The sequence below is a fragment of the Microbacterium helvum genome (assembly GCF_014779795.1).
GTDB classification, from domain to species: Bacteria; Actinomycetota; Actinomycetes; order Actinomycetales; family Microbacteriaceae; genus Microbacterium; species Microbacterium helvum.
Map to the genome: position 1 here is coordinate 114,158 of NZ_JACXZS010000002.1, position 24,417 is coordinate 138,574.

Genomic DNA, 24,417 nt, shown 5'->3' on the forward strand with positions numbered 1-24,417 from the left:
CCGTCCTACGCGGTGCGGCTGGGCCCACCCGCCCGGAGGCTCCGCCCGACGCGCCGGCGGCGGGTGGAGGGGGCGTGGGGACCGCTCACCGCGAACCCGGCCCCGGTGTCGGAGGGGCGGCATACGCTGGATCGGTGCAGACCACTCGATCCGTGCGACCGTTCGAGGTCGTGAGCGAATACGCCCCGTCGGGCGACCAGCCGCAGGCGATCGCCGAGCTGGCCGCCCGTGTGAACGCCGGCGAGACCGACATCGTGCTGCTCGGCGCGACCGGCACCGGCAAGTCGGCGACCACGGCGTGGCTCGTCGAGGCCGTGCAGCGGCCGACTCTCGTGCTCGCGCACAACAAGACGCTCGCCGCGCAGCTGGCCAACGAGTTCCGCGAGCTGATGCCGCACAACGCGGTCGAGTACTTCGTCAGCTACTACGACTACTACCAGCCCGAGGCGTACGTCCCGCAGACGGACACCTTCATCGAGAAGGACTCGTCGATCAACGCCGAGGTCGAGCGGCTGCGGCACTCGACCACCAACTCGCTGCTCAGCCGCCGCGACGTCATCGTGGTGAGCACCGTGTCGTGCATCTACGGCCTCGGCTCGCCGGAGGAGTACCTGCGCGCGATGGTCGCGCTGCAGGTGGGCGAGGTGTACGACCGCGACGCGCTGATCCGCAAGTTCATCGGCATGCAGTACAACCGCAACGACGTCGACTTCTCGCGCGGCAACTTCCGCGTGCGCGGCGACACGATCGAGATCATCCCGGTGTACGAGGAGTACGCGATCCGCATCGAGATGTTCGGCGACGAGATCGAGGCGCTGTACATGCTTCACCCGCTCACCGGCGACGTCGTGCAGCGGCTCGAGAGCGTGCCGATCTTCCCGGCGACGCACTATGCCGCGGGAACCGAGACCGTGCAGCGTGCGATCGGCACGATCGAGGACGAACTGGGCGAGCGGCTGAAAGAGCTCGAGTCGCAGAACAAGCTCCTCGAGGCCCAGCGCCTGCGCATGCGCACGACGTTCGACCTCGAGATGCTGCAGCAGCTCGGCTTCTGCTCGGGCATCGAGAACTACTCGCGGCACCTCGACGGCCGGGCGGCGGGCGAGCCGCCGCACACGCTGCTGGACTTCTTCCCCGACGACTTCCTCATGGTCATCGACGAGTCGCACGTCACGGTGCCGCAGATCGGTGCGATGTACGAGGGGGATGCCTCGCGCAAGCGCACCCTCGTCGAGCACGGGTTCCGGCTGCCGAGCGCGATGGACAACCGGCCGCTGCGCTGGGACGAGTTCAAGGACCGCGTCGGGCAGACGGTGTATCTCTCGGCCACTCCGGGACGGTACGAGATGGGGATCGCGGACGGCGTGGTCGAGCAGATCATCCGCCCGACCGGCCTCGTCGACCCCGAGATCATCGTGAAGCCCTCGAAGGGCCAGATCGACGACCTGCTCGAAGAGATCCGCATCCGCGCCGCGCGCGACGAGCGTGTGCTCGTCACGACGCTCACGAAGAAGATGGCCGAAGAGCTCACCGACTTCCTCGGTGAGCACGGCGTCCGCGTGCGCTACCTGCACTCCGACGTCGACACGCTGCGGCGCGTCGAGCTGCTGAGCGAGCTGCGGGCGGGCGTGTACGACGTGCTCGTCGGCATCAACCTGCTGCGCGAAGGACTCGACCTGCCCGAGGTGTCGCTCGTGTCGATCCTCGACGCCGACAAAGAGGGGTTCCTGCGCAGCGGCACGTCGCTCATCCAGACCATCGGCCGCGCCGCGCGCAACGTGTCGGGACAGGTGCACATGTACGCCGACACGATGACCGACTCGATGGCCAAGGCCATCGAAGAGACCGATCGACGGCGTGAGAAGCAGATCGAGTACAACAAGGCGAACGGCATCGACCCGCAGCCGCTGCGCAAGAAGATCGCCGATATCACCGAGGTGCTCGCGCGCGAGGCGTCGGACACCGATCGCATGCTGCGCGGCAAGGCGTCCGCCAAGACCAAGTCCGGCATGGGCAAGAGCCCGACCCCGCAGCTGCGGCGCGAGGGCATCGGCGCCGAGGGCGCCGAACAGCTCGAGGCGACGATCGCCGACCTCAGTCAGCAGATGCTGTCGGCGGCGGGCGAGCTCAAGTTCGAGCTGGCCGCCCGTCTGCGCGACGAGGTGCAGGACCTCAAGAAAGAGCTGCGGGCGATGGAGCGGGCCGGGCACGCCTAGCCCGAAACCGTTCGCAGCCAGGGGTATGGTGCTCCGGCCCCGACAGGGGTACTTTGTGCATCGGGTCTGGCTGGGGGAAAGGCCTGATCTGGCATGCCGGGGGGCGCCAACCCGCGACGTGTCTCCGTTTCTCGTGTTCACGCGATGAGGAGACTTCGCAATGTTCCACTCTGCCTATTCGGGGCGCAGGGTCAAGGGCGGCATCGCCGCTCTGACCACCGCGCTCGTCGCCGCGGCACTGACGCTCGTCGGTGTCGCGGCTCCCGCGTCCGCCGCGAACCCGTCGACCACACTGTCGTTCGACGGGTCGGCGACGCTGCAGGACTACGGCTTCCACGCCGGCTGTGACGGCTGCGTCCCGGGCGACGACGGGGTGGGCGTCCGGCTCACGGCATCCGTCAAAGCCCACTGGACGCCGACCGCGACGATGTCGTACCAGTATTCGCAGTCGCTGCTCCGGCAGGGGCAGACGCTCGACCTGGTCGACAAGCTGACTCCGGGCGTCGGGCCGCTGACGCTCACCTGGGGACTCGACGGCGACGTCGGGCTGTACAACTTCACCGAGGCAGGTCAGGCGTCCTTCCCCGACGCGGGGTCGGAAGAGGACGTGGCGCCGTTCCACGCCTCGGTCAGCGAGACGACCGTGTGCCCGCTGAAGCTCAGCGGGGACGGCAACTACAGCTGCCAGGCGACGCATACGTTCACGGTGCTCGACGCCACGTTCCTCGGTCAGGGCGTGGTCGTCTCGGTGCCGCTGACGACGACGCTGCAGATCACGCCGGACGGGGTGACGACCGTGCGGTCGATCACGTTCGGCGCGGGCTCGCCGCTGACCGGCAACCTGCAGTTCGACGGGCCTTCGCCGTCGTCGGTCGCGGATCCCGTCCAGGTGCCGTGCACGGTGCCGTCGGGCAACGACCTCATCTACGACCTGACGAGCAGTGAGACCTCGCCGTCGTTCGATGCGACGACCACGGTGAACATCAAGGTCGACGTGACGGTCGTCTTCACGGTCAACGTGGTCGACGAGACGATCGCGACGATCGGGCCCGAGAGCGGGCAGATGGTGCTGACCGCGCCCAGCGCACCGGTCGACTTCGGCGCCGTCCTGCCCAACAACGTGCCACCGGACATCGACCTCGCGGCATCCTTCTCCGGAGCAGAGGGGCAGGAGATCGAGTTCGACGCGTCGGGGACCACGTCGGTGTGCGGTGACGCGCTGGCCTACGTGTGGAACTTCTCCGACGGGGGCACCGAGTACGGCGCGACGCCGCACCACAAGTTCGCCGACAACGGCTCGTACACGGGCATGCTGACGGTGACCGACACCACGGGCAACTCGTCGAAGCAGTCGTTCACGGTCGCGGTGTCGAACGTCGCCCCGGTCTCGAACGCCGGTCCCGACACGTCCGCGGTGTGGGGGCGCAACGTCGCCTTCAACGGCAGCGCCGTCGACCCCGGATCGGTCGACCAGGCGACGCTCGCCTACACGTGGGACTTCGGCGACGGATCGCCGCACTTCACGTCGGGCGGAGCATCGGCGACGCACGCGTACGCCGAGCCGGGCGCCTACACCGCCACGCTCGTCGCGTGCGACAAGAACGGGGCGTGCAGTCCCGCTTCGTCGCGGACGGTGACCGTGGGCAAGCGCGACGTCACGGTGTCGTACCTGGGCGCCACGAGCGGGACGTTCGACACCCCGGTGCCGATGTCGGCGAGCGTGGTCGACCAGTTCGGCAACGCGGTGAACTCGGCGCCCGTCGCCTTCGCGATCGGCGCGGAGTCCGAGGGGACGATCGGCACCAACTCGTCGGGCATCGCATCCGTCGTGCCGACGACCCAGCTGCCGGCCGGCTCGTACACGGCTTCGGCGACGTACGGCGGGTCCGCCAAGTACAACGCCGGAGCGGCCAGCTCGCCGTTCACGGTGGGAGTCAAGGCGACGACGGTGACCTACACCGGGGCCGTGACGGGAGGGCCGAACAAGGTCATCACGCTGTCTGCTGTGGTGAAGGATGCCGCAGGCAAGCCCATCGCGGGCGCCCCGGTGACGTTCGCCCTCGGTTCGCAGTCCGCGTCGGCCACGGCCAATGGCGACGGCATCGCGGCCACCACGCTCAAGCTGGCGCAGAAGAACGGCACCTACACGCTCACCGCGAGCTACGGCGGCCTCGGAGGCAAGTACGCCCCGTCGTCGACCGTGGTGACGTTCAAGCTGCAGGTCAAGTAGCCGGCCTCGAGGCGTCCGATCCCGTATTGGCGGCGGGATCGGGCGCCTCGTGCGTGCGGCAGCGCGTCAGGGGCAGTGCATGAGCGGCTTCGGACCCGATCGGTCGAAGGTGTGCTGAGCGATCGGCGCGCCGCACAGCGGGCAGCCGCGCTCGGCGCGTTCCGCCGCGGTCGGCGGGGGAGTCGTCTCGTAGGGGCCGACCGCCGCCGGCCCCGCCAGCCGGATCAGCCTGCTGTTGAACCACGCGTACCAGCCGCCGGCCTCGCGCACGCGCTGGCGGAGGGGGCGGGAATCGGCGGTGGAGGCATCCGGATCAGACATGTCTCTTAGTGTACTAACGATTAGCGCACGATAGGATCAGGGAGTGGATGCTTCACCCAGCCCCGACGAACTGCTCGCGCTCGACAACCAGGTGTGCTTCGCCCTGGTCACCGCAGCCCGCAACGTGGTGGCGCTGTACCGGCCGATCCTCGAGCCGATGGGCCTCACGCATCCGCAGTACCTCGTGATGCTCGCGCTGTGGGAGCGGTCGCCGCGATCGCTGCGCGAGATCGCGGGCGAACTCGCGCTGGAGCCGGCGACGCTGTCGCCACTCGTCAAGCGGCTCGAGGCCCAGGGGCTCGTGACACGGGCACGCCGCGACGGCGACGAACGCGTACTCGACGTCGGGCTGACCGACGAGGGCGTGCGACTGCGCGAGCGCGCGCTCGACGTGCCGGGTCAGGTCATGGCCGCGGCAGGCACCGATGCCGCGGCGCTGCTCGCCCTGCGCGACGCGCTGCGGCCCTTCTCGGGGGCGCGCTGAGCCGGACGATGCTTCCCGAACCGTTGCGAGACCGTTCACTTCGGCTCTAGGCGAATGCCCAGGATTCTCTTAGTCTCGGAGACGGCGCGAGGGATCCACCCGAACCCGGCCCGGTTCCCACGTGCTGTCTTGCATCGCATACGAGAAAGAAGCACGCACCCATGCGCTCTGATCCGCGTTCCGCGCATTCATCTCCCCGCACCCGACTGGCGCTCGGCGCGACGGCACTCACCGCAGCCGCGCTGATCGCAGGCGGAATGGCAGTCCCGGCAGCGACGGCAGCCGGCACCACCACCGACGTCCAGATCCTCGCGACCAACGACTTCCACGGCCGCATCCTCGACAACACGTCCAACGGCGAAGCCGGCGCTGCGGTCCTCGCGGGCGCCGTGAAGCAGCTGCGCGGCGAGATCCCCAACACCGTGTTCGCGGCGGCGGGCGACCTGATCGGCGCCTCGACGTTCGAGTCGTTCATCCAGCATGACAAGCCCACGATCGACGCGCTCAACGCGGCCGGGCTGGACGTCTCGGCGGTCGGCAACCACGAGCTCGACCAGGGATACGACGACCTCGTCAACCGCGTCATGGCGCCCTTCGACGACGTCGACAACGAGTTCGGCGGCGCGCAGTGGCAGTACATCGCCGCGAACCTCAAGGTCAAAGAGACCGGCATCCCGCAGGTGCCCGCTGTCTGGGTCAAGGAGTTCGGCAGCGTCAAGGTCGGGTTCGTCGGCGCGGTCACCGAAGACCTGCCCACCCTCGTCAGCCCCGGCGGCATCGCCGATATCACGGTCGAAGACATCGTCACCTCGGTGAACACCGAGGCCAAGAAGCTCGTCGAGACCGACGGCGCCGACATCGTGGTCATGCTCGTGCACGAGGGCGCGGCCGTCGCCAACTGCGAGCAGGGCGCGGCAGCCGGAACGACGTGGGGCGGCATCGTCAACGAGATCTCGCCGGATGTCGACGCGATCGTCTCGGGCCACACGCACCTGGCGTACGACTGCGCATACCCGGTGCAGTCCTGGATCGACCAGGGCCGCGCGGTCACCAAGCGCCCGGTCGTCTCTGCCGGGCAGTACGGCACCAACCTCAACAAGCTGGTGTTCTCGGTCGATGACGCGTCCGGCGACGTGACGGGCGTGACCTCTGCGGTCCTGCCGCTGGAGCACTCCGTCTTCGTCCCGGCCACCCCGACCTCACCCGCACGCACCGACTGGATCGCGGACTATCCCGTCGATCCCGAAGTGGACGCGATCGCCAAGGCGGCCAAGCAGCAGGCCGAGGTGCTCGGCGCCGTCGAGCTCGGCAAGATCGGCGGTGCCTTCAACCGGGCCAAGCTCGCGAACGGCAGCACCGAGAACCGCGGCGGCGAGTCCACCCTCGGCAACCTGGTGGCCGAGGTGCAGCGCTGGGCGACGCAGCAGCCGGAGTCGGGCTCGGCGCAGATCGCGTTCATGAACCCGGGCGGCCTGCGTCAGGACATGGTCGGCAGCAACGCCGCGGGCTACCCCGCGACGCTGACGTACCAGCAGGCCGCGGTCGTGCAGCCGTTCGCGAACACCCTCGTGAACATGCAGCTCACGGGTGCGCAGATCAAGACCGTGCTCGAGCAGCAGTGGCAGCGCGACGCGCTCGATCGCCTGGCCACCCGGCCGTTCTTGCGCCTGGGCGTGTCGGAGGGCTTCACCTACACCTACACGCAGCAGTCGGTGACGTGGACGTCGAAGGACGACCCGAACACCGCTGAGAACGAGGCGAAGGTGTACACGGCACCCGAGGGAACGATCACGGGCATGTGGCTGGACGGCGAGCCGATCGATCCCGCGGCGACGTACTCCGTCACCGTGAACTCGTTCCTCGCGACGGGCGGCGACAACTTCTTCGAACTGGCCAACGGCTCTGGCAAGCGCGACACTGGCAAGGTCGATCTCGCCGCGATGGTGGACTACCTGGCCGCCTTCGCCTCGTCGACCCCGCTGCCCGTCGACTATGCGCAGCACGCCGTCGAGGTCGGCTTCCCGGCCGGCGCGCCGAGCGCGTACGACCCGGGTGCGACCGTCGCGTTCGGCGTGAAGTCGTGGGCGATGTCGACGGCCGCCGACGTCAAGGACACCGCGATCGCGGTCTCGCTCGACGGCGTCGCCCTCGGCACGTTCCCGGTCGACAACACGATCGGCGCCGCGGTGTACGACGACTACGGCACGGCCGCGGTGTCGGTGACGCTGCCGGCCTCGGTCCCGCGCGGCGGCACCGTCGAGCTGACGCTCACCGGTGCGCAGACGGGCACGTCCATCGTCGTCCCGGTCACGATCGACAGGGCCGACAGCACGACCGTCGGCGCGCCGAACAAGACCTTCGCGAACTCGAAGGGCAACGGCGTCATCCAGTACCTGACGACCGTGACCACCGAGGACGGCACTCCCGCCCTCGGCGAGGCGACGATCTACGACGGCGACGAGGCGATCGCCACGGTCACCCTGACCGCGAGCAGCGGCGGCGCCGTCCAGGTCAAGCTGCCCAAGCTCGGGAAGGGCTCGCACCCGCTGTCCGTCGTCTACGGCGGCAGCGACAGCGTGAAGCCGTCGACGAGCGCGACGGTGACGGTCACGGTCAAGTAACCGCGACTGTCGGCACGACGGGGCTTGCGGCATCCACGGATGCGGCAAGCCCCGTTCGCGTGCCGGCGAGGTTCTAGGGTGGGGGCATGACCCCTGCGCTGCGTCCCCGCACGCAGCGCCGGGCCGGTGTCGCACGCGGGCTCCTCGCCGCTGCAGCCGTGCTCACGACGGCCGCGCTGCTGATGCTGCTGGCCGGGGTGCAGGGGCTGCCCCGGTTCCGGTCCGTGCCGCAGCCGCAGGTCACGCGCACCATGGAGTCGGCCCCGCAGCCGACAGCGACCGAGGCGCCGCTGCCGGAACCGCCGGCGGACGCGGATCCGGGCGCGGTGCGCACGGTGATCCTGATCCTCCTCGCGCTCGTCGCCACCGCGCTGCTGGCACTGCTGGTCGTCGCGGTCGTTCGGGCGATCCGGCGCGCGTGGGAGAACCGCGAGCTCGAGGCGCGCGACGGCGCGGTGCTGGCCGCCGCGGCCACCGGCGCCGCGGTGACCGAGGCGCAGCCCGATGCGGAGGTGATCCAGCGCGGGATCGCAGCGGCCCTGCAGCACCTCGATGAACCCGCTGCGCCGGGTGACGCGATCGTCGCGGCCTGGGTCGGGGTGGAGGAGGCTGCGTCGGACTCAGGCGTCCGGAGAGGCGTCAGTGAGACGCCGGGGGAGTTCGCCGTGCGGATCATCGTGCGCCGCGCCGCGATCGGCGAGGACGCCCGCCGGCTGCTCGCGCTGTACGAGCGCGTGCGATTCGGCGGCTACGTCGCGACCGAGGCCGACCGCACCGCTGCGCGGCGGCTGCTGGAGCGGATCGAACAGGAGTGGCGATGATCCTCCGGCGCGTCCTGCTGGCGGTGCTCGCCCTCGCGGCCGGCGCCGGGATCGTCTTCGTGCTGGATCGGCTGGGCGTCCCCGTCGAGTTCGCCGCCGCGTGGCTGGTGCTGATCCTCGCGCTCGGTCTGCTCGGCCGGGCAGGGCTGGTGGACGACGCCTCGTGGCCGCCCGCGCGGCCCGAGCGGCGTCCCCGGGGGTCGGAGGTCTCGCGGCTCGCCTGGAACATCAACGCGCGCACCGGCGAGGCGGGAATCCTCGTGGTGCGCCGCGTGCAACGCGTGCTGCGCCACCGGCTCGCCCGTCTCGGCCTCGATCTGGACGATCCCGAACACAACGCCGCCGTGGACGCGCTCCTGGGCGCGGGCGTCCGCGAGACCTTCTCGCACGCCGAAGTGACCCGCACCGACCTCGAACGCGTCATGGCCGCGGTCGACCGCCTTCCGTCCCCCACGAACCTCTCGTCCCCCACTGACCAGGAGCGCTGATGCACCCGGAACCCGCACTTCCCACCTCGACCGCCGACGATGTCGCCGACCTCGGGCGCCGCGTCCTCGACAGTGTGCGCACGGCGGTCGTCGGGATGGACGACCCGCTCACGATCGCGCTGGCGGCCGTGCTGGCCGGCGGGCACGTGCTCTTCGAGGACGTCCCCGGCCTCGGCAAGACGCTCGCCGCCCGCAGTCTCGCGACCGCCCTCGGGCTCGACTTCCGGCGCTTGCAGTGCACGCCCGACATGCTTCCCGGCGACGTGACCGGTTCGTACGTGTACGCGCCCGACACGGGGGAGTTCCGCTTCCGTCCCGGGCCGATCTTCACGGGTCTGCTCCTCGCCGACGAGATCAACCGCACGACGCCCAAGACGCAGTCGGCGATGCTCGAGGCGATGGCGGAGCGGCAGGTGACGGTCGAGGGCACGCGGTTCCCGCTTCCGGCGCCGTTCCACGTCATCGCGACCTCGAACCCCATCGAGTACGAGGGAACGTACGCGCTGCCGGAGGCGCAGCTCGACCGCTTCATGGTCCGGCTGTCGGTCGGCTATCCGACGGCCGAGGGCGAGACGCAGATCATCCTGGACCGCGTGCGTCGGCAGAGTCCGGATGCGGTCGTCGAGCAGGTGCTGGACGCCGGCGGTCTGCTCCGCCTGCAGCGGGTCGTCGAGACGATCCATGTCGATCCCGACATCGCGCGCTACTGCACGGATCTCGCCCGCGCGACGCGGACGGCGCAGCATGTCGCGGTGGGTGCGTCGCCCCGCGGGTCGCAGGGGCTCGTACTGCTGGGCCGGGCGTTCGCGGCGCTGGACGGTCGCGCCTACGTCCGCCCGGACGACATCAAGCACCTCGCGGTCCCCGTCCTCGCGCACCGCCTCACCCTGACTCCGCAGGCCTGGGCGCAGGGCGTCGATCCCGCGTCGGTGGTATCGGCCGCCGTCGCGCAGGTGCCCGTCCCGCCGACGGTCGCACAGCCGCGATGACCGACGGCGTCCGCACGACGACCGAGACGCCGGTGCGCTGGCACCGGACGCCGGTGGTCGCGCTGGGGCTGGCCGGAGCCGTGCTCCTGGCGGCCGCGGGCATCGCGTTCTCTCGTCCCGACCTCGTGGCCGTCGGGCTTCCGCTCGGGCTGGCGACGGCGTGGGCCCTCGCGCGGCGACCGGCCGCCGGCATCCTCCGTCTGACGGTGGCGGCACGCTCCGGTTCGGACGATCCACAGGACGGCGTCGTCGTCGGAGAGGTGGATGCCGCGCTGACGGCGGACTGGGTGCAGCTCGCCGTCGACCAGGGCGGGCTGCGCACGGGGCTGGCCGACACCGAGCCCGGTGACGCGCGGCTGCGGTCGCAGAGCCTGCTGCGCCACACCGGCCCGAGTGAGCTGATCGCCGTCACGGCGCGCGGGGTCGATCAGGACGGCGCGTGGGTGTCGACGATCGGTCCGCGCACTGCGCTCACCTGGAACGCCGTGCCCGACACGGTCGCGCTGCGACAGCTGCCCGTGGCCCTGCGGCTGACGGGTCTGCACGGCGGGCACGAGGGGGCGCGGCCGGGGCAGGGCGGCGACTTCCGCGACATCCATCCGTTCGCGCCGGGCGACGAGCTGCGCCGCGTCGACTGGCGTGCCACGGCACGGCTGGCGCGGCGCCCGGGGGACCTGCTGGTGCGGCGCACCCAGGCGCTGAGCGACAGCACCGTCGTCATCGCGATCGACACCGTCGACGACCTCGGCGAGGCCGTCGCGACCTGGGGGACCGACGACCCCGAGCACAGCGGCGTGACGTCGCTCGACCTGGCCCGCCAGGCCGCGCTGTCGATCGCGACGTCGGCCGTGCAGGCGGGCGATCGCGTCGCGTACCACGTGCTCGCCCCGGGGGGACGGACCGTTCGCGCCGGCGCCGGGGCACGCCAGCTGGCGCGGCTGCGCGACGTGATCGCGGCGACAGGGGCGAGCGACGTCGACGTGAGGTACCGGCGGGCGCCCGTGATCGCGCACGGCTCGATCGTCTTCGTGCTGTCGACGTTCTTCGACGGGGCGGCGGCGGAGCTCGCGACGCACTGGCGCGCCGCCGGCCACGCGGTGGTGGCCGTCGACATCCTGCCCTCACCGCACGCCGAGCGGCTCAGCCGTGAGCAGCTGCTCGCGACGCGGACCCTCCTCGCCGAGCGCGAGGAGGTGTTCGCCGAGCTGCGGGCGACCGGGATCGACGTGGTGCCGTGGGCGGGCGACTCGCCCGACATCGCACTGCGGGTGGCGGCACGCGGGCAGCAGCGGCGGCGGGCGGTGCGGCGATGACGGCCCGGACGCACACCTTCCGCGTGCGGGCGGGCCTTCCGGCCGCGGTGCTGCGGGTGCTGCTCGTCGCGGTGACCGCCGCCGGCGCCTTCGCACTCGTGCCGGTGCCGATGTGGCGGGGCCTCGCGATCGTCGCGGCGGTGGTCGGCGCGCTCCTGCCGCGCTCGCTGGGCGGATGGATCGGCGGGGCATGCGTCGGACTGGGGATGCTCCTCGCCGAGCCGCAGCCGGCGCAGACCGCGGTCGGCGTCCTGGTGGTGCACGCCATCCATGTGCTCGCGTCGCTCTCGTGGACGGTCCCGGCGCGATCGTGGATCTCGGTGCGGGCCCTGGTCCCGACGCTCCGCCGCTTCGTCGTGATCCAGCTCGTGGCGCAGTCCCTGGCGTTCGGGGTCGCGATGCTCACGACGCCCGAGGACGGCGCGGGCATGGCGTGGGCCGCGCTCGCCGGCGCGGTGGTGCTGGCGGTGGCGGTCGGGTTCGGACTGTACGCGCTGCGCCGGGCGGATTCGAGTGCGGACGCCGTTCACAGCCCACGCGCAGGGGGATCCGGAGCCGATGTCGGAGGCCCCGCCTAGACTTGTCGGGTGCCCATCGTCCCTGTCGCCCTGCCCGGAAACACGCCCGTCACCGCCCTCGGCGCAGCCGGAAAGCTCAGCGTCCGCGGTGCCCGCGTGCACAACCTGAAGGACGTCGACCTCGACATCCCGCGCGACTCGCTCGTCGTCTTCACGGGCCTGTCGGGCTCGGGCAAGTCGAGCCTCGCCTTCGACACGATCTTCGCCGAGGGGCAGCGCCGCTACGTCGAGTCGCTGAGCGCGTACGCGCGCCAGTTCCTCGGTCAGGTCGACCGGCCGGACGTCGACTTCATCGAGGGACTCTCGCCCGCGGTGTCGATCGACCAGAAGTCGACCAACCGCAACCCGCGGTCGACGGTGGGCACGATCACCGAGATCCACGACTACATGCGTCTGCTCTGGGCGCGCATCGGCGTTCCGCACTGCCCCGAGTGCGGCGAGCCGATCCAGCGGCAGACGGTCCAGCAGATCGCCGACCAGCTCATGGAGCTTCCTGAGCGCACGCGGTACCAGGTGGTCGCGCCCGTCGTCACGCAGAAGAAGGGCGAGTTCGTCGACCTCTTCAAAGAGCTCGGCGCAAAGGGCTATGCGCGCGCGATCGTCGACGGCGAGATGATCCAGCTCGCCGAGCCTCCCACGCTCAAGAAGAGCTACAAGCACGACATCGCTGTCGTCGTCGACCGCCTGGTCGCCGCGCCCGGCATCCTCGACCGTGTGACCGACTCCGTCGAGACCGCGCTGTCGCTGGCCGGCGGTGTGGTGCAGGTCAACTTCGTCGATGAGGAGGGGGATGCCGCGTGGCAGTCGTTCTCCGAGAAGCTGGCGTGCCCCAACGGGCACCCGCTGCAGCTGACCGAGATCGAGCCGCGCACGTTCTCGTTCAACGCGCCGTTCGGCGCGTGCCCGGCGTGCTCGGGGCTCGGCACGCGCATGTCGGTCGACGTCGATCTGATGCTCGGCGACGAGGACCTGTCGATCCGCGAGGGCGTCATCATCCCGTGGACGACGCAGGGCAAGGGCCTCTTCCAGTACTACGAGCGCCTGCTGGAGGGCCTGGCGACCGACCTCGACTTCTCGCTCGACACGCCCTGGAAGGACCTGCACTCGTCCGTGCGCGAAGCGGTCCTGCGCGGCGAGAACTACAAGGTCACTGTCCGCTGGAAGAACCGGTACGGCCGCGAGATGCGGTACTCGTCGGGCTTCGAGGGCGTGGTGCCGTACATCGAGCGCCAGTACACGCAGGCCGAGTCCGACACGCAGCGCCAGCGCTGGTCCGAGTACCTGCGCGAGGTGCCGTGCCCGGTGTGCGACGGCGACCGTCTGAAGCCCGAAGTTCTCGCGGTGCTCGTGCACGGGCACTCGATCGCGGATGCCTCGCGCCTGAGCCTCGGCGAGGCCCGCGAGTACTTCGCGAAGCTGACCCTCACCGAGCGCGAGGCGACGATCGCCGCGGCCGTGCTGCGCGAGATCCGCCTGCGCCTGGACTTCCTCATCCGCGTGGGGCTCGACTACCTGAGCCTCAGCCGCGCGGCCGCGACGCTGTCGGGCGGCGAGGCGCAGCGCATCCGTCTCGCCACGCAGATCGGGTCGGGGCTCACCGGCGTGCTGTACGTGCTCGACGAGCCGTCGATCGGCCTGCACCAGCGCGACAACCGCCGTCTCATCGAGACGCTCGTGGCGCTGCGCGACCTCGGAAACACCCTCATCGTCGTCGAGCACGACGAGGAGACCATCCACGCCGCCGACTGGGTCGTCGACATCGGTCCCGGTGCCGGCGTCAACGGCGGCGAGGTCGTGCACTCCGGCCCGATCGGCGAGCTCCTCGCCGACACCGACTCGATCACGGGCGACTACCTGTCGGGCCGTCGCGCGATCGCGACGCCGAAGAAGCGTCGCAAGATCGACAAGAAGCGCCAGGTGACGGTCGTCGGCGCGCGCGAGAACAACCTCAAGAACGTGACGGTCGACTTCCCCTTGGGTGTGCTCACCGCCGTCACGGGCGTGAGCGGGTCGGGCAAGTCCTCCCTGGTCAACGGCATCCTGTACCAGGTGCTCGCGACGCGCCTCAACGGCGCGCGCCGGGTCGCCGGCAAGCACACGCGCGTGACGGGCCTCGAGAACCTCGACAAGGTCGTGCACGTCGACCAGGCGCCGATCGGCCGCACGCCGCGGTCCAACCCGGCGACCTACACGGGCGTCTTCGACCGCATCCGGACGCTGTTCAGCGAGACGCCCGAGGCGAAGGTGCGCGGTTACCAGCCGGGCCGCTTCAGCTTCAACGTCAAGGGCGGGCGCTGCGAGGCGTGCTCCGGCGACGGCACGATCAAGATCGAGATGAACTTCCTGCCCGACGTGTACGTCGACTGCGAGGTGTGCCACGGCAAGCGGTACAACCGCGACACGCTGGCCGTGCACTACAAGGGCAAGAACATCGCCGAGGTGCTCGAGATGCCGATCGCCGAGGCGGCGGAGTTCTTCGAGCCCATCCAGGCGATCCACCGCTACCTCAAGACGCTCGTCGACGTGGGCCTCGGCTATGTGCGGCTCGGCCAGTCCGCGACGACCCTGTCGGGCGGCGAGGCGCAGCGCGTCAAGCTCGCCACCGAGCTGCAGCGGCGCACCAACGGCCGTTCGATCTACGTGCTCGACGAGCCGACCACGGGCCTGCACTTCGAGGACGTCCGCAAGCTGCTCGAGGTGCTCAACGGCCTCGTCGACAAGGGCAACAGCGTGATCGTGATCGAGCACAACCTCGACGTCATCAAGTCGTCGGACTGGGTCATCGACCTCGGTCCCGAGGGCGGCGCGGGCGGCGGGCAGGTCATCGCGACCGGCACGCCCGAGCAGGTCGCCCGCGTCGAGGGCAGCCACACCGGCGCGTTCCTCGCGGAGGTGCTCGGGCTCAGCGCGCCGACGCACGCGGTGCCCGAGCTCGTCGGGGCCCGCAAGGCCGGCTGAGCGGCATGGCACGATCCGCTCCGACCGTCCCGTACAAGCCGAAGCCGGGGGAGATCCCCACCAACCCGGGGGTCTACCGTTTCCGCGACGCGGACGGCCGCGTGCTGTACGTCGGCAAGGCGAAGAACCTGCGGGCGCGGCTGTCGAACTACTTCGCCCCGCTGCACACGCTGCACGAGCGCACGCGCCGCATGGTGACGACGGCCGCGTCGGTGGAGTGGACGGTCGTCGCGACCGACGTGGACTCGCTGCAGCTCGAGTACCAGTGGATCAAGGAGTTCGACCCGCCCTTCAACGTCCGCTACAAGGACGACAAGTCGTACCCGTTCATGGCGATCACCCTCGCCGACGAGGCGCCGCGCGTCATCGTGACGCGCAACCGCCGCATTCCGGGGGCGAAGTACTTCGGCCCGTACCCGAAGGTGTGGGCGGTGCACGACACGATCGACCTGATGATCAAGGTCTTCCCGATCCGCACGTGCAGCGACTCGTCGTACAAGAAGGCGATGGCGACGGGGCGGCCCTGCTTCCCCGGGCAGATCGGCCGCTGCGGCGGACCGTGCTCGATGAAGGTGACGATCGAGGAGCACCGCGCGATCGTCGACGACTTCATCGCCTTCATGTCCGGCGGCGACCAGCGCTTCACCCGGGCGCTCACCGCGCGCATGCGCGAGGCATCCGCCGCCATGGACTACGAGGCCGCCGCCGTCTACCGCGACAAGCTGCAGTCGATCGACGCCGTGCTCAACAAGAGCGCGCTCGTGCTGGCCGCCGACACCGACGCCGACCTGTTCGGCATCGCCGAGGACGAGCTGGCCGCGACGGTCCAGCACTTCGTGATCCGCGGCGGGCGCGTGCGAGGCGTGCGGGCGACGACGATCGAGAAGGAGATCGACATCACCGGCGGCGATCTCGTCGACCAGGTGCTGCAGCGCACCTACGGCAACGCGGCGGCTGCCGACATCCCGAAGCAGGTGCTCGTGCCGGCGCTGCCCGAGGACGCCGCAGATCTCGAGGAGTGGCTGCGCGAGCGTCGGGGAAAGAACGTCACCATCCAGGTCGCGCAGCGCGGCGCGAAGGCCGACCTGATGCGCACCGCGACCCTCAACGCGCAGCAGGCGCTCATGCTGCACAAGACGCGGCGGACGAGCGACTACGTGGCCCGCACGCAGGCCCTCACCGACCTGCAGGAGGCGCTGGGCCTGGCCGAGGCGCCGCTGCGCATCGAGTGCTACGACGTGTCGCACCTGAGCGGCACGAACGTCGTGGCGTCGATGGTCGTGTTCGAGGACGGCCTGCCCCGCAAGGATCAGTACCGCTCCTTCGGCGTCGCCGAGACCACCGACGACACCGACTCGCTCTACCAGGTGCTGACGCGTCGGCTCGCGTACCTGGACCGGCCGGAAGAGAACGAGGATGCCGCACCGCCTGTCGATCCGATGACCGCGGCGACCTCGGACGGCGAGGTCGTGACCGAACGCCGCAGGCCGCGGTTCGCGTACCGGCCGCAGCTGCTGGTCGTCGACGGCGGCCAGCCCCAGGTGGCGGCGGCGGCGCGGGCGCTGCGGGACGCCGGCCACGAAGAGATCGCGCTGTGCGGCATCGCCAAGCGCCTGGAGGAGGTGTGGCTGCCGGACGAGGAGTACCCGGTGATCCTACCGCGCACGTCCGAGGCGCTGTATCTGCTGCAGCGTCTGCGCGACGAGGCGCATCGGTTCGCGATCACGCATCAGCGCCGCCGCCGGCGCCGCGACATCCAGAGCGTCCTGGCGGAGGTGCCGGGCCTCGGCGAGGCGCGCATCAAGGCGCTGCTGCGGCATTTCGGCTCGGTCGCCGCTCTCAAGAAGGCGACGCCCGAAGAGATCGCCGAGCTGCCCGGCGTCGGGCCGAAGCTGGCTGCGGCGGTGCACGCGCATCTCGCCGCGCCGGTGGATGGGTAGGCTGGGCACGACGACGGGGGTGGTCATGACCGAGGCGACACGGCACGAGACAGCCGGAGAAGTGCTGATCGTGACCGGGATGTCGGGTGCCGGGCGTTCGACGGCGGCCAACGCGCTCGAGGACCTCGGCTGGTACGTCGTCGACAACCTGCCGCCTCAGATGCTCAAGCCGCTGCTGGACCTCACCGAGATGGCCGGGGGAGTGCTGCCGCGCGTGGCGGTGGTCGTCGACGTGCGCGGACGCGACCTGTTCTCGGACCTTCCCGAGGCGATGCGGGCTCTGCGTGAGCGCCGGCAGATCAGGCTCATGTTCCTGGACGCGTCGGACGACGTGCTGGTGCGCCGCTTCGAGGCGGTGAGGCGCCCCCATCCGCTGCAGGGCGGGGGCACGATCCTCGACGGCATCCGTCTCGAGCGTGCGCGGCTCGCGGCGGTGCGCGAGAGCGCAGATGTGCTCGTCGACACGTCGTCGTACAACATCCACCAGCTGGCGACCCAGGTGACGGACCTGTTCACCGAAGCGGGGACTGCCCGACACACGCTCACTCTGCTGAGCTTCGGGTTCAAGTACGGACTGCCGCCGGACGCCGACCTCGTGGCCGACATGCGGTTCCTGCCCAACCCGTTCTGGGACGAGCGGCTGCGGCCCTTCACCGGCGAGGATGCCGAGGTGCGCGAGTACGTCCTGGCGCAAGAGGGTGCCCGCGAGTTCCTCGACGCCTACACGCAGGCGCTGCGCCCCGTGCTCGCGGGCTACCAGCGTGAGAACAAGAGCCACTCCGTGGTCGCCATCGGCTGCACCGGCGGCAAGCACCGCTCGGTCGTCATGGTGCGTGAGCTGGCCGAGCGACTGGCTTCGGCGCCGGGCGTGGCGGTCCGCATCAGCGACCGCGACCTCGGCCGCGAGTGACCCGCATCGGGGCGCGAACGGATCCGGCCGAGTAGGCTGGACCGTCGTTCCGCACCGAACGCACCCGAACCTGGACGAATGGAGACCCGTGTCGCTGACCGCTGACGTGAAGGCCGAGCTGATCACCGTGCGCGACCCGCGCCCGACGGCGCGGGTGGCCGAGCTCACGTCGCTGCTGCGGTTCTCGGGCGGTCTGCACTCCATCGCCAACCGCGTCGCGGTCGAGGCCGAGCTGGACTCCAGCGTGCTGGCCCGCCGCACCGCCCGCGACCTCGTCGAGCTGTACGGCGTGAGGCCCGAGCTCGTGCACGTGCAGGGATCGGGCGCACGCGCCGGCGGGCACTACGCCGTCCGCGTGATCGAGGGCGGCGAGACCCTCGCCCGCCAGACCGGTCTGCTCGACCAGCGGCGCCGCCCCGTTCGAGGCCTCCCCAACAAGCTCACCACCGGCTCGCGCGGCGATCTCGCCGCGATCTGGCGCGGCGCGTTCCTCGCCGCCGGCACCCTGAGCGACCCCGGGCGCTCCGCCGCACTGGAGATCACGTGCCCGTCATCCGAGGCCGCGATGGCGCTCGTCGGCGCCGCGCACCGCCTCGACATCGCCGGCAAGGCGCGCGAGGTGCGCGGCATCCCGCGCGTCGTCGTGCGCGAGGGCGAGGCGATCCGCGCGGCGCTGGCGGCCATGGGCGCCGTCAAGGCCGCCGCCGAGTGGGATCAGATGCGTCAGCGCCGCGAGGTCCGTGCCGGCGTGAACCGTCTCGTCAACTTCGACGACGCCAATCTGCGCCGGTCGGCGCAGGCCGCCGTCGCCGCGTGCGCGCGCGTCGAGCGAGCCCTCGAGATCCTCGCCGACGACGTGCCCGACCACCTGCGTCAGGCCGGCGAGCTCCGCCTCGCCCACCGCGACGCGAGCCTCGACGAGCTCGGCCACCACGCCGACCCTCCGCTCACGAAGGACGCCGTCGCCGGGCGCATCCGCCGCCTCCTCGCGATGGCCGACAAGAAGGCCGAGACCGAGGGTCTTCCGGGCACCGAGTCCGCCGTGCCGGCCGGCATCGAGGACTGACACCGAGATCATCTGACGAAGGGATGCCGCGGCTCGCGGCATCCCTTTTTCACATGTCACAGTGGGAAGCAACCCCCGCGCCGTCGCGTTGCCGCTCAGTAGGATGAATCCGTCACCCTCGCTGCGCCGAGGTCTTCACGGCGCGCGCCGACAGGAAGAAGAGAACATGGCGAAGTACACCTTGCCCGACCTCCCCTACGACTACGCCGCGCTGGAGCCGCACATCAGCGGCAAGATCATGCAGCTGCACCACGACAAGCACCACCAGGCGTACGTCACCGGGGCCAACACCGCGCTCGAGCAGCTCGCCGAGGCCCGCGAGACGGGCAACCTCGCGAACGTCAACAAGCTCGAGAAGGATCTCGCGTTCCACCTCGGCGGTCACGTCAACCACTCCATCTTCTGGACCAACCTGTCGCCGGATGGCGGCGGCGAGCCCGAGGGCGAGCTGCGCGCCGCGATCGACGAGTTCTTCGGCGGCTTCGACAAGTTCCAGGCGCACTTCGCGGCCGCGGCCAACGGCATCCAGGGCTCCGGCTGGGCCGTCCTCAGCTGGGACCCGATCGGTGAGCAGCTGATCATCCAGCAGCTCTTCGACCAGCAGGGCAACACCGCGCAGGGCACGATCCCGCTGTTCCAGCTCGACATGTGGGAGCACGCGTTCTACCTGGACTACCTCAACGTCAAGGCGGACTACGTCAAGGCCGTCTGGAACATCGCCAACTGGCAGAACGTCGCGCAGCGTCTCGACGCCGCCCGTTCGAAGACCTCGGGCCTGCTGGTACTGTCATAGCAAGTGCGGCGTCCCGGTGGGTTCGCCCACTGGGACGCCGTTGTCTCTGTCTGCATCGCAAGAACCGCGCATTCGCGCACGACACATCTCAGGAGAAACTCCGTGACTGTCAAGATCGGCATCAACGGCTTCGGCCGAATCGGACGCAACTTCCTCCGCGCGGCGCTCGCGCAGGGTGCGGACCTCGAAATCGTGGCGGTGAACGACCTCACCGACAACAAGACTCTGGCGCACCTGCTCAAGTACGACTCGGTCGGCGGGCGCCTCGACGCCGAGGTCTCGTACGACGAGGACTCCATCACCGTCAACGGCAAGGCCATCAAGGTCTTCGAGGAGCGCGACCCCGCGAACCTGCCCTGGGGCGAGCTCGGCGTCGACGTCGTCATCGAGTCGACCGGCCGCTTCACCAAGGCGGTCGACGCCAAGAAGCACATCGACGGCGGTGCCAAGAAGGTCATCATCTCGGCTCCCGGCACCGATGTCGACGGCACCTTCGTCATGGGCGTGAACGAAGACACGTACGACGCGGCGACGATGAACATCATCTCGAACGCCTCGTGCACCACGAACTGCCTCGCGCCGCTGGCCAAGGTCTTCAACGACGCGTTCGGCATCGAGCGCGGCTTCATGATGACCGCTCACGCGTACACCGCCGACCAGAACCTGCAGGACGGCCCGCACAGCGACCTGCACCGCGCCCGCGCCGCGGCGATCAACATCGTCCCGGCCTCGACCGGTGCCGCCAAGGCCATCGGCCTGGTGCTGCCCGAGCTCAACGGCAAGCTGAGCGGCTCGTCCTACCGCGTGCCCGTCCCCACGGGCTCGATCGTCGACCTCACGATCGTCACGAACACCGAGGGTCTCACCAAGGAGGCCGTCAACGCCGCGTACAAGGCCGCGGCCGAGGACGGACGCCTCGTGGGCTACCTCAAGTACAACGAGGACGCGATCGTCTCGAGCGACATCCAGCTCGACCCGCACTCGTCGATCTTCGACGCCGGCCTGACCAACGTCAGCGGCAACCTCGTCAAGGTCTCGAGCTGGTACGACAACGAGTGGGGCTACTCGAACCGCCTCGTCGACCTGACCGAGTACGTCGCCGAGCGCCTGTAAACACCGCCATGGCCCTGCGCACCCTCAGCACCCTGGGTCCGCTGGCCGGCAAGCGTGTCATCGTCCGTGCTGACCTGAACGTTCCTCTCCAGGACCAGGTCATCACGGACGATGGCCGTGTGCGGGCCACGCTCCCCACCCTCAACGCTCTGATCAATCAGGGCGCCCGCGTCGTCGTCTGCTCCCACCTCGGGCGCCCTGACGGCGCACCCGACCCGAAGTACAGCCTCGAGCCGGTCGCGCAGCGACTGTCCGAGCTGCTCGGCAAGCCGGTCGCGTTCGCGCGCGACACCGTGGGGGAGTCGGCCCACGAGGCCGTCGCCGCCCTCGAAGACGGTGACGTCGCGGTCATCGAGAACCTGCGCTTCAACCCCGGCGAGACCGCCAAGGACGACGCGGCGCGTCGCGCCTTCGCGGAGGAGCTCGCGGCCCTGGGCGACGTGCTCGTCTCGGACGGGTTCGGTGTCGTGCACCGCAAGCAGGCCTCGGTCTACGACCTCGCCGAGATCCTGCCGTCGGCGGCCGGGTTCCTCATCGAGAAGGAGGTCGACGTCCTCGACCGTCTGACCGAGAACCCCGAGCGCCCGTACGCGGTCGTGCTCGGCGGCTCGAAGGTCAGCGACAAGCTGGGCGTCATCGCGCACCTGCTGCCGCGCGCCGACAAGATCCTCGTCGGCGGCGGCATGCTGTTCACCTTCCTCGCGGCGCAGGGCTACAAGGTGGGCAAGAGCCTGCTCGAAGTCGACCAGATCGAGACGGTCAAGGGATACATCGCGGATGCCGCCGAGCGCGGCGTCGAGCTGATCCTCCCTGTCGACGCGGTCATGGCCTCGGCGTTCGCCGCTGACGCGGACCACGTGGTCGCCGCTGCCGATGCGCTGGAGGACACCCCGTTCGGCGCCGACGGGCTCGGTCTCGACATCGGCCCGCAGACGGCCGAGCTGTTCGCCGCGGCGATCCGCTCCTCGACCACCGTGTTCTGGAACGGCCCCATGGGTGTCTTCGAGATGCCCGCGTTCGCCGCGGGCACGAAGGCGGTCGCCAAGGCGCTCACCGCCGTGGACGGCCTGTCGGTCGTCGGCGGCGGCGACTCCGCCGCGGCGGTGCGTCAGCTCGGATTCACCGACGACCAGTTCGGTCACATCTCGACGGGCGGTGGCGCGAGCCTGGAGTTCCTCGAAGGCAAGAAGCTCCCCGGACTGGAGGTCCTCGGATGGCAGTGAACGGCAGGACGCCGCTCATCGCGGGCAACTGGAAGATGAACCTCGATCACCTGCAGGCGGTCGCGTTCGTCCAGAAGCTGCACTGGACCCTCAAGGACGCCAAACACGAGGACGGCTCGGTCGAGGTCGCGGTCTTCCCGCCCTTCACCGACCTGCGCACCGTGCAGACGCTGCTCGACGCCGACAAGATCCCGTTCGCGCTCGGCGCGCAGGACGTGTCGGCGCACGATTCCGGTGCCTACACGGGCGAGGTGTCGGGCGCGTTCCTGGCGAAGGTCGACGCGCGCTACGTCATCATCGGCCACTCGGAGCGCCGGCAGTACCACGGCGAGACGGACGAGGTCGTGGCCGCGAAGGTCAAGGCGGCGCTCAAGCACGGCCTCGTGCCGGTCATCTGCGTCGGCGAGACGCTGGAGCAGCGCGAGGAGTCCGGCCCGACCGCCGTGTCGGTCGGTCAGCTGGAGGTGGCGCTGGAGGGCGTGCCCGCAGGTGCTGACATCGTCGTGGCGTACGAGCCGGTGTGGGCCATCGGCACCGGCCAGGTCGCCTCGCCCGAGCAGGCGCAGGAGGTCTGCGCCGCGTTGCGCGAGGTCCTCGCCGCCAAGCTCGGCGCCGATGCGGCTGCCCGCACGCGCGTGCTCTACGGCGGCTCGGTGAAGTCGGCGAACATCGCCAGCTTCATGCGCGAGCCCGACGTCGACGGCGCCCTGGTGGGCGGCGCGAGTCTCGTCGTCGACGAGTTCGCGGCCATCATCCGGTACCAGAAGCACGTCGGCGTCTGACGCCGTTTCCGGCGGGCGGCGAGGATTCCTCGCCGCCCGCCGGCCTACACGTATACTTGACCCTTGTGCGATCGGCGAATGATCGCACCGAAAGGCTTCAACGACTGTGCAGATCATCGAGTTCGTCCTGCAGGTGCTTCTCGGCATCACGAGTCTCCTGCTGACCCTTCTCATCCTGCTCCACAAGGGGCGCGGCGGCGGCCTGTCCGACATGTTCGGCGGCGGCATGACCTCGGCCCTCGGCTCGTCGGGTCTCGCGGAGCGCAACCTCAACCGCTTCACCGTGATCCTCGCGCTGGTGTGGTTCGCGGCGATCGTGGCCCTCGGCCTCATCACGAAGTTCCAGGCGATCTGATGGCGACCGGAGGCAACGCGATCCGCGGCACCCGCGTCGGTGCCGGACCCATGGGCGAGCAGGACCACGGCTTCCACGCCGAGCGTGTCGCCATCTCTTACTGGGACGCCCTGGGCAACGAGACCGTCCGCTACTTCGCGGCCGGCATCCCCGAAGAAGAGATCCCCGACACGATCGACTCGCCCCACTCGGGCCTGCCCGCCGGCCGCGACAAAGAGAACCCGCCGGCACTCGCCAAGACCGAGCCGTACAAGACGCACCTCGCCTACGTGAAGGAGCGCCGCACCGAAGAAGAGGCCGAGCAGCTTCTCGACGACGCGCTGCAGCAGCTGCGTGAGCGTCGCGGTCAGGACTGAGTCTCAGCGACAGACAGAAGAAGAGCGGGTGCCGACGGCACCCGCTCTTCTTCGTCAGTACTCCCGGTCGATCAGCTCCGGCGGAACCTGCGCGGCGGCCGCCTCGTCGACGAAGAAGATGGTGCGCTTGCGGCCTTTGGCGCCGGCAGCGGGCACGCTGGCGTAGCTCGCGCCCGCGAGGGCCAGGCCGAGCGCGGAGGCCTTGTCGGGGCCTGCGAGCACCATCCAGACGCGCTTCGAGCCGTTGATGACCGGACGCGTCATGGTGATGCGCTCTGGCGGCGGCTTGGGGGAGTCGCGCACCGTGACCACCGAGCGGTCGGTGATCTGGATCTCGTCGCGGTCGGGGAACAGCGACGCGATGTGCCCGTCGGGGCCGACGCCGAGGAAGCAGACGTCGAACGCCGGCCACGGCCCCTCGGGACCGGGGAATCCGGCGAGCTCGGCGGCGTACGCGGCCGCTGCGTCGTCCAGATCGGCGCCGTCGTCGCTCGCGAGCGTCGCGTGGACGTTGCCCGCGGGGATGTCGATGCCGTCCAGGAAGGCGTCGTGCGCCTGCCGGTCGTTGCGCTCCGAGTCGCCGCGGGGGAGCCAGCGCTCATCGCTCCACCAGAAGTGGACGCGTGACCAGTCGATGCGCGCGGCGCGCGGGCTGCGCGCGGCGGAGGCGAGCACACGGGAGCCCATCGATCCGCCGGTGAGCGAGACGTGGGCCAGTTTGCCCTCGTCGATGCGCTTGGCGACGCGGTTCAAGAACCGTGCGGCGACCGAATCGGCCAGGGTCGCGGGGTCCGGAGCGATGACGACACGTTTCTCGGCCCAGCCCTCAACCATGTCGGACCATCCGCCCCCGCTGACCC

21 protein-coding genes are annotated in these 24,417 nt (G+C 70.3%); 19 read left to right on the forward strand and 2 right to left on the reverse strand.

Features of this window, described 5'->3' with window-relative positions; all coding sequences use genetic code 11:
• Positions 1-134: 134 nt before the first annotated feature.
• The gene (gene uvrB / locus IF188_RS03625; RefSeq protein ID WP_191170436.1) at positions 135-2,216 is read left to right on the forward strand and encodes an excinuclease ABC subunit UvrB; all 2,082 of its coding nucleotides are present in this window, start codon (positions 135-137) and stop codon (positions 2,214-2,216) included.
• A 160-nt stretch (positions 2,217-2,376) separates the two neighbouring features.
• On the forward strand, positions 2,377-4,446 hold the full coding sequence (locus IF188_RS03630) for a PKD domain-containing protein (protein ID WP_191170437.1): 2,070 nt from the start codon (positions 2,377-2,379) through the stop codon (positions 4,444-4,446).
• A gap of 66 nt (positions 4,447-4,512) precedes the next feature.
• Here IF188_RS03630 and IF188_RS03635 read toward each other — a convergent pair whose 3' ends face one another.
• Positions 4,513-4,767 carry a hypothetical protein gene (locus IF188_RS03635; RefSeq protein WP_191170438.1) on the reverse strand — a complete coding sequence of 85 codons (255 nt, stop codon included), beginning with the start codon at positions 4,765-4,767 and terminating at the stop codon, positions 4,513-4,515.
• A gap of 43 nt (positions 4,768-4,810) precedes the next feature.
• On the opposite strand from IF188_RS03635, the gene IF188_RS03640 reads away from it, so the two are divergent.
• The 17 genes from IF188_RS03640 to IF188_RS03720 all read left to right on the forward strand — a co-directional run bounded on the left by IF188_RS03640 (position 4,811) and on the right by IF188_RS03720 (position 23,557).
• Complete coding sequence (locus tag IF188_RS03640; RefSeq protein ID WP_318152761.1) at positions 4,811-5,251, forward strand: MarR family winged helix-turn-helix transcriptional regulator; 441 nt, start codon at positions 4,811-4,813, stop codon at positions 5,249-5,251.
• Between the two features lie 257 nt (positions 5,252-5,508).
• Positions 5,509-7,872: a 5'-nucleotidase C-terminal domain-containing protein gene (locus tag IF188_RS03645; protein WP_224751405.1), complete on the forward strand. Its 2,364-nt coding sequence runs from the start codon at positions 5,509-5,511 to the stop codon at positions 7,870-7,872.
• Between the two features lie 86 nt (positions 7,873-7,958).
• Positions 7,959-8,693 (forward strand): DUF4129 domain-containing protein, encoded by a 735-nt coding sequence (locus tag IF188_RS03650; protein WP_191170440.1) that lies wholly within the window; start codon positions 7,959-7,961, stop codon positions 8,691-8,693.
• Entirely contained in the window at positions 8,690-9,181 is a 492-nt protein-coding gene (locus IF188_RS03655; RefSeq protein WP_224751406.1) for a hypothetical protein, read from the forward strand. The genes IF188_RS03650 and IF188_RS03655 overlap by 4 nt, the downstream gene beginning before the upstream one ends.
• Positions 9,181-10,170, forward strand: a complete 990-nt coding sequence (locus IF188_RS03660) for an AAA family ATPase (protein ID WP_191170442.1) — start codon at positions 9,181-9,183, stop codon at positions 10,168-10,170. The genes IF188_RS03655 and IF188_RS03660 overlap by 1 nt, the downstream gene beginning before the upstream one ends.
• Complete coding sequence (locus IF188_RS03665; RefSeq protein ID WP_191170443.1) at positions 10,167-11,483, forward strand: DUF58 domain-containing protein; 1,317 nt, start codon at positions 10,167-10,169, stop codon at positions 11,481-11,483. Before IF188_RS03660 ends, IF188_RS03665 begins: the two co-directional genes overlap by 4 nt.
• On the forward strand, positions 11,480-12,061 hold the full coding sequence (locus IF188_RS03670; RefSeq protein ID WP_191170444.1) for a hypothetical protein: 582 nt from the start codon (positions 11,480-11,482) through the stop codon (positions 12,059-12,061). The genes IF188_RS03665 and IF188_RS03670 overlap by 4 nt, the downstream gene beginning before the upstream one ends.
• 9 nt (positions 12,062-12,070) lie before the next feature.
• Complete coding sequence (uvrA, locus tag IF188_RS03675) at positions 12,071-15,019, forward strand: excinuclease ABC subunit UvrA (protein WP_396652736.1); 2,949 nt, start codon at positions 12,071-12,073, stop codon at positions 15,017-15,019.
• Positions 15,020-15,024: 5 nt separating this feature from the next.
• Positions 15,025-16,959, forward strand: coding sequence for an excinuclease ABC subunit UvrC (gene uvrC, locus IF188_RS03680; protein WP_191170445.1), 1,935 nt, complete (start codon positions 15,025-15,027; stop codon positions 16,957-16,959).
• Positions 16,960-16,984: 25 nt separating this feature from the next.
• On the forward strand, positions 16,985-17,869 hold the full coding sequence (gene rapZ, locus IF188_RS03685) for an RNase adapter RapZ (RefSeq protein ID WP_191170446.1): 885 nt from the start codon (positions 16,985-16,987) through the stop codon (positions 17,867-17,869).
• Between the two features lie 88 nt (positions 17,870-17,957).
• Positions 17,958-18,935: a DNA-binding protein WhiA gene (gene whiA / locus IF188_RS03690; RefSeq protein ID WP_191170447.1), complete on the forward strand. Its 978-nt coding sequence runs from the start codon at positions 17,958-17,960 to the stop codon at positions 18,933-18,935.
• 166 nt (positions 18,936-19,101) lie between these two features.
• On the forward strand, positions 19,102-19,728 hold the full coding sequence (locus tag IF188_RS03695; protein WP_018170634.1) for a superoxide dismutase: 627 nt from the start codon (positions 19,102-19,104) through the stop codon (positions 19,726-19,728).
• 102 nt (positions 19,729-19,830) lie between these two features.
• On the forward strand, positions 19,831-20,841 hold the full coding sequence (gap, locus tag IF188_RS03700; protein WP_191170448.1) for a type I glyceraldehyde-3-phosphate dehydrogenase: 1,011 nt from the start codon (positions 19,831-19,833) through the stop codon (positions 20,839-20,841).
• A gap of 8 nt (positions 20,842-20,849) precedes the next feature.
• Complete coding sequence (locus tag IF188_RS03705; protein WP_191170449.1) at positions 20,850-22,064, forward strand: phosphoglycerate kinase; 1,215 nt, start codon at positions 20,850-20,852, stop codon at positions 22,062-22,064.
• Positions 22,055-22,846: a triose-phosphate isomerase gene (gene tpiA / locus IF188_RS03710; RefSeq protein ID WP_191170450.1), complete on the forward strand. Its 792-nt coding sequence runs from the start codon at positions 22,055-22,057 to the stop codon at positions 22,844-22,846. Before IF188_RS03705 ends, tpiA begins: the two co-directional genes overlap by 10 nt.
• A gap of 106 nt (positions 22,847-22,952) precedes the next feature.
• The gene (gene secG / locus IF188_RS03715; RefSeq protein WP_141893554.1) at positions 22,953-23,201 is read left to right on the forward strand and encodes a preprotein translocase subunit SecG; all 249 of its coding nucleotides are present in this window, start codon (positions 22,953-22,955) and stop codon (positions 23,199-23,201) included.
• Entirely contained in the window at positions 23,201-23,557 is a 357-nt protein-coding gene (locus tag IF188_RS03720; RefSeq protein WP_191170451.1) for an RNA polymerase-binding protein RbpA, read from the forward strand. The genes secG and IF188_RS03720 overlap by 1 nt, the downstream gene beginning before the upstream one ends.
• 54 nt (positions 23,558-23,611) lie before the next feature.
• Here the strand turns inward: IF188_RS03720 and pgl are convergent, their stop codons facing one another.
• The gene (pgl, locus tag IF188_RS03725) at positions 23,612-24,391 is read right to left on the reverse strand and encodes a 6-phosphogluconolactonase (RefSeq protein ID WP_191170452.1); all 780 of its coding nucleotides are present in this window, start codon (positions 24,389-24,391) and stop codon (positions 23,612-23,614) included.
• Positions 24,392-24,417: the final 26 nt, after the last annotated feature.

Coding starts and splice junctions, on each gene's coding strand:
- IF188_RS03630 (WP_191170437.1), top strand. CDS start 2,377: ATGTTCCACTCTGCCTATTCGGGGCGCAGGGTCAAGGGCGGCATCGCC.
- IF188_RS03635 (WP_191170438.1), bottom strand. CDS start 4,767: ATGTCTGATCCGGATGCCTCCACCGCCGATTCCCGCCCCCTCCGCCAG.
- IF188_RS03645 (WP_224751405.1), top strand. CDS start 5,509: ATGGCAGTCCCGGCAGCGACGGCAGCCGGCACCACCACCGACGTCCAG.
- IF188_RS03650 (WP_191170440.1), top strand. CDS start 7,959: ATGACCCCTGCGCTGCGTCCCCGCACGCAGCGCCGGGCCGGTGTCGCA.
- IF188_RS03655 (WP_224751406.1), top strand. CDS start 8,690: ATGATCCTCCGGCGCGTCCTGCTGGCGGTGCTCGCCCTCGCGGCCGGC.
- IF188_RS03660 (WP_191170442.1), top strand. CDS start 9,181: ATGCACCCGGAACCCGCACTTCCCACCTCGACCGCCGACGATGTCGCC.
- IF188_RS03665 (WP_191170443.1), top strand. CDS start 10,167: ATGACCGACGGCGTCCGCACGACGACCGAGACGCCGGTGCGCTGGCAC.
- IF188_RS03670 (WP_191170444.1), top strand. CDS start 11,480: ATGACGGCCCGGACGCACACCTTCCGCGTGCGGGCGGGCCTTCCGGCC.
- uvrC (WP_191170445.1), top strand. CDS start 15,025: ATGGCACGATCCGCTCCGACCGTCCCGTACAAGCCGAAGCCGGGGGAG.
- rapZ (WP_191170446.1), top strand. CDS start 16,985: ATGACCGAGGCGACACGGCACGAGACAGCCGGAGAAGTGCTGATCGTG.
- IF188_RS03695 (WP_018170634.1), top strand. CDS start 19,102: ATGGCGAAGTACACCTTGCCCGACCTCCCCTACGACTACGCCGCGCTG.
- IF188_RS03705 (WP_191170449.1), top strand. CDS start 20,850: ATGGCCCTGCGCACCCTCAGCACCCTGGGTCCGCTGGCCGGCAAGCGT.
- tpiA (WP_191170450.1), top strand. CDS start 22,055: ATGGCAGTGAACGGCAGGACGCCGCTCATCGCGGGCAACTGGAAGATG.
- IF188_RS03720 (WP_191170451.1), top strand. CDS start 23,201: ATGGCGACCGGAGGCAACGCGATCCGCGGCACCCGCGTCGGTGCCGGA.
- pgl (WP_191170452.1), bottom strand. CDS start 24,391: ATGGTTGAGGGCTGGGCCGAGAAACGTGTCGTCATCGCTCCGGACCCC.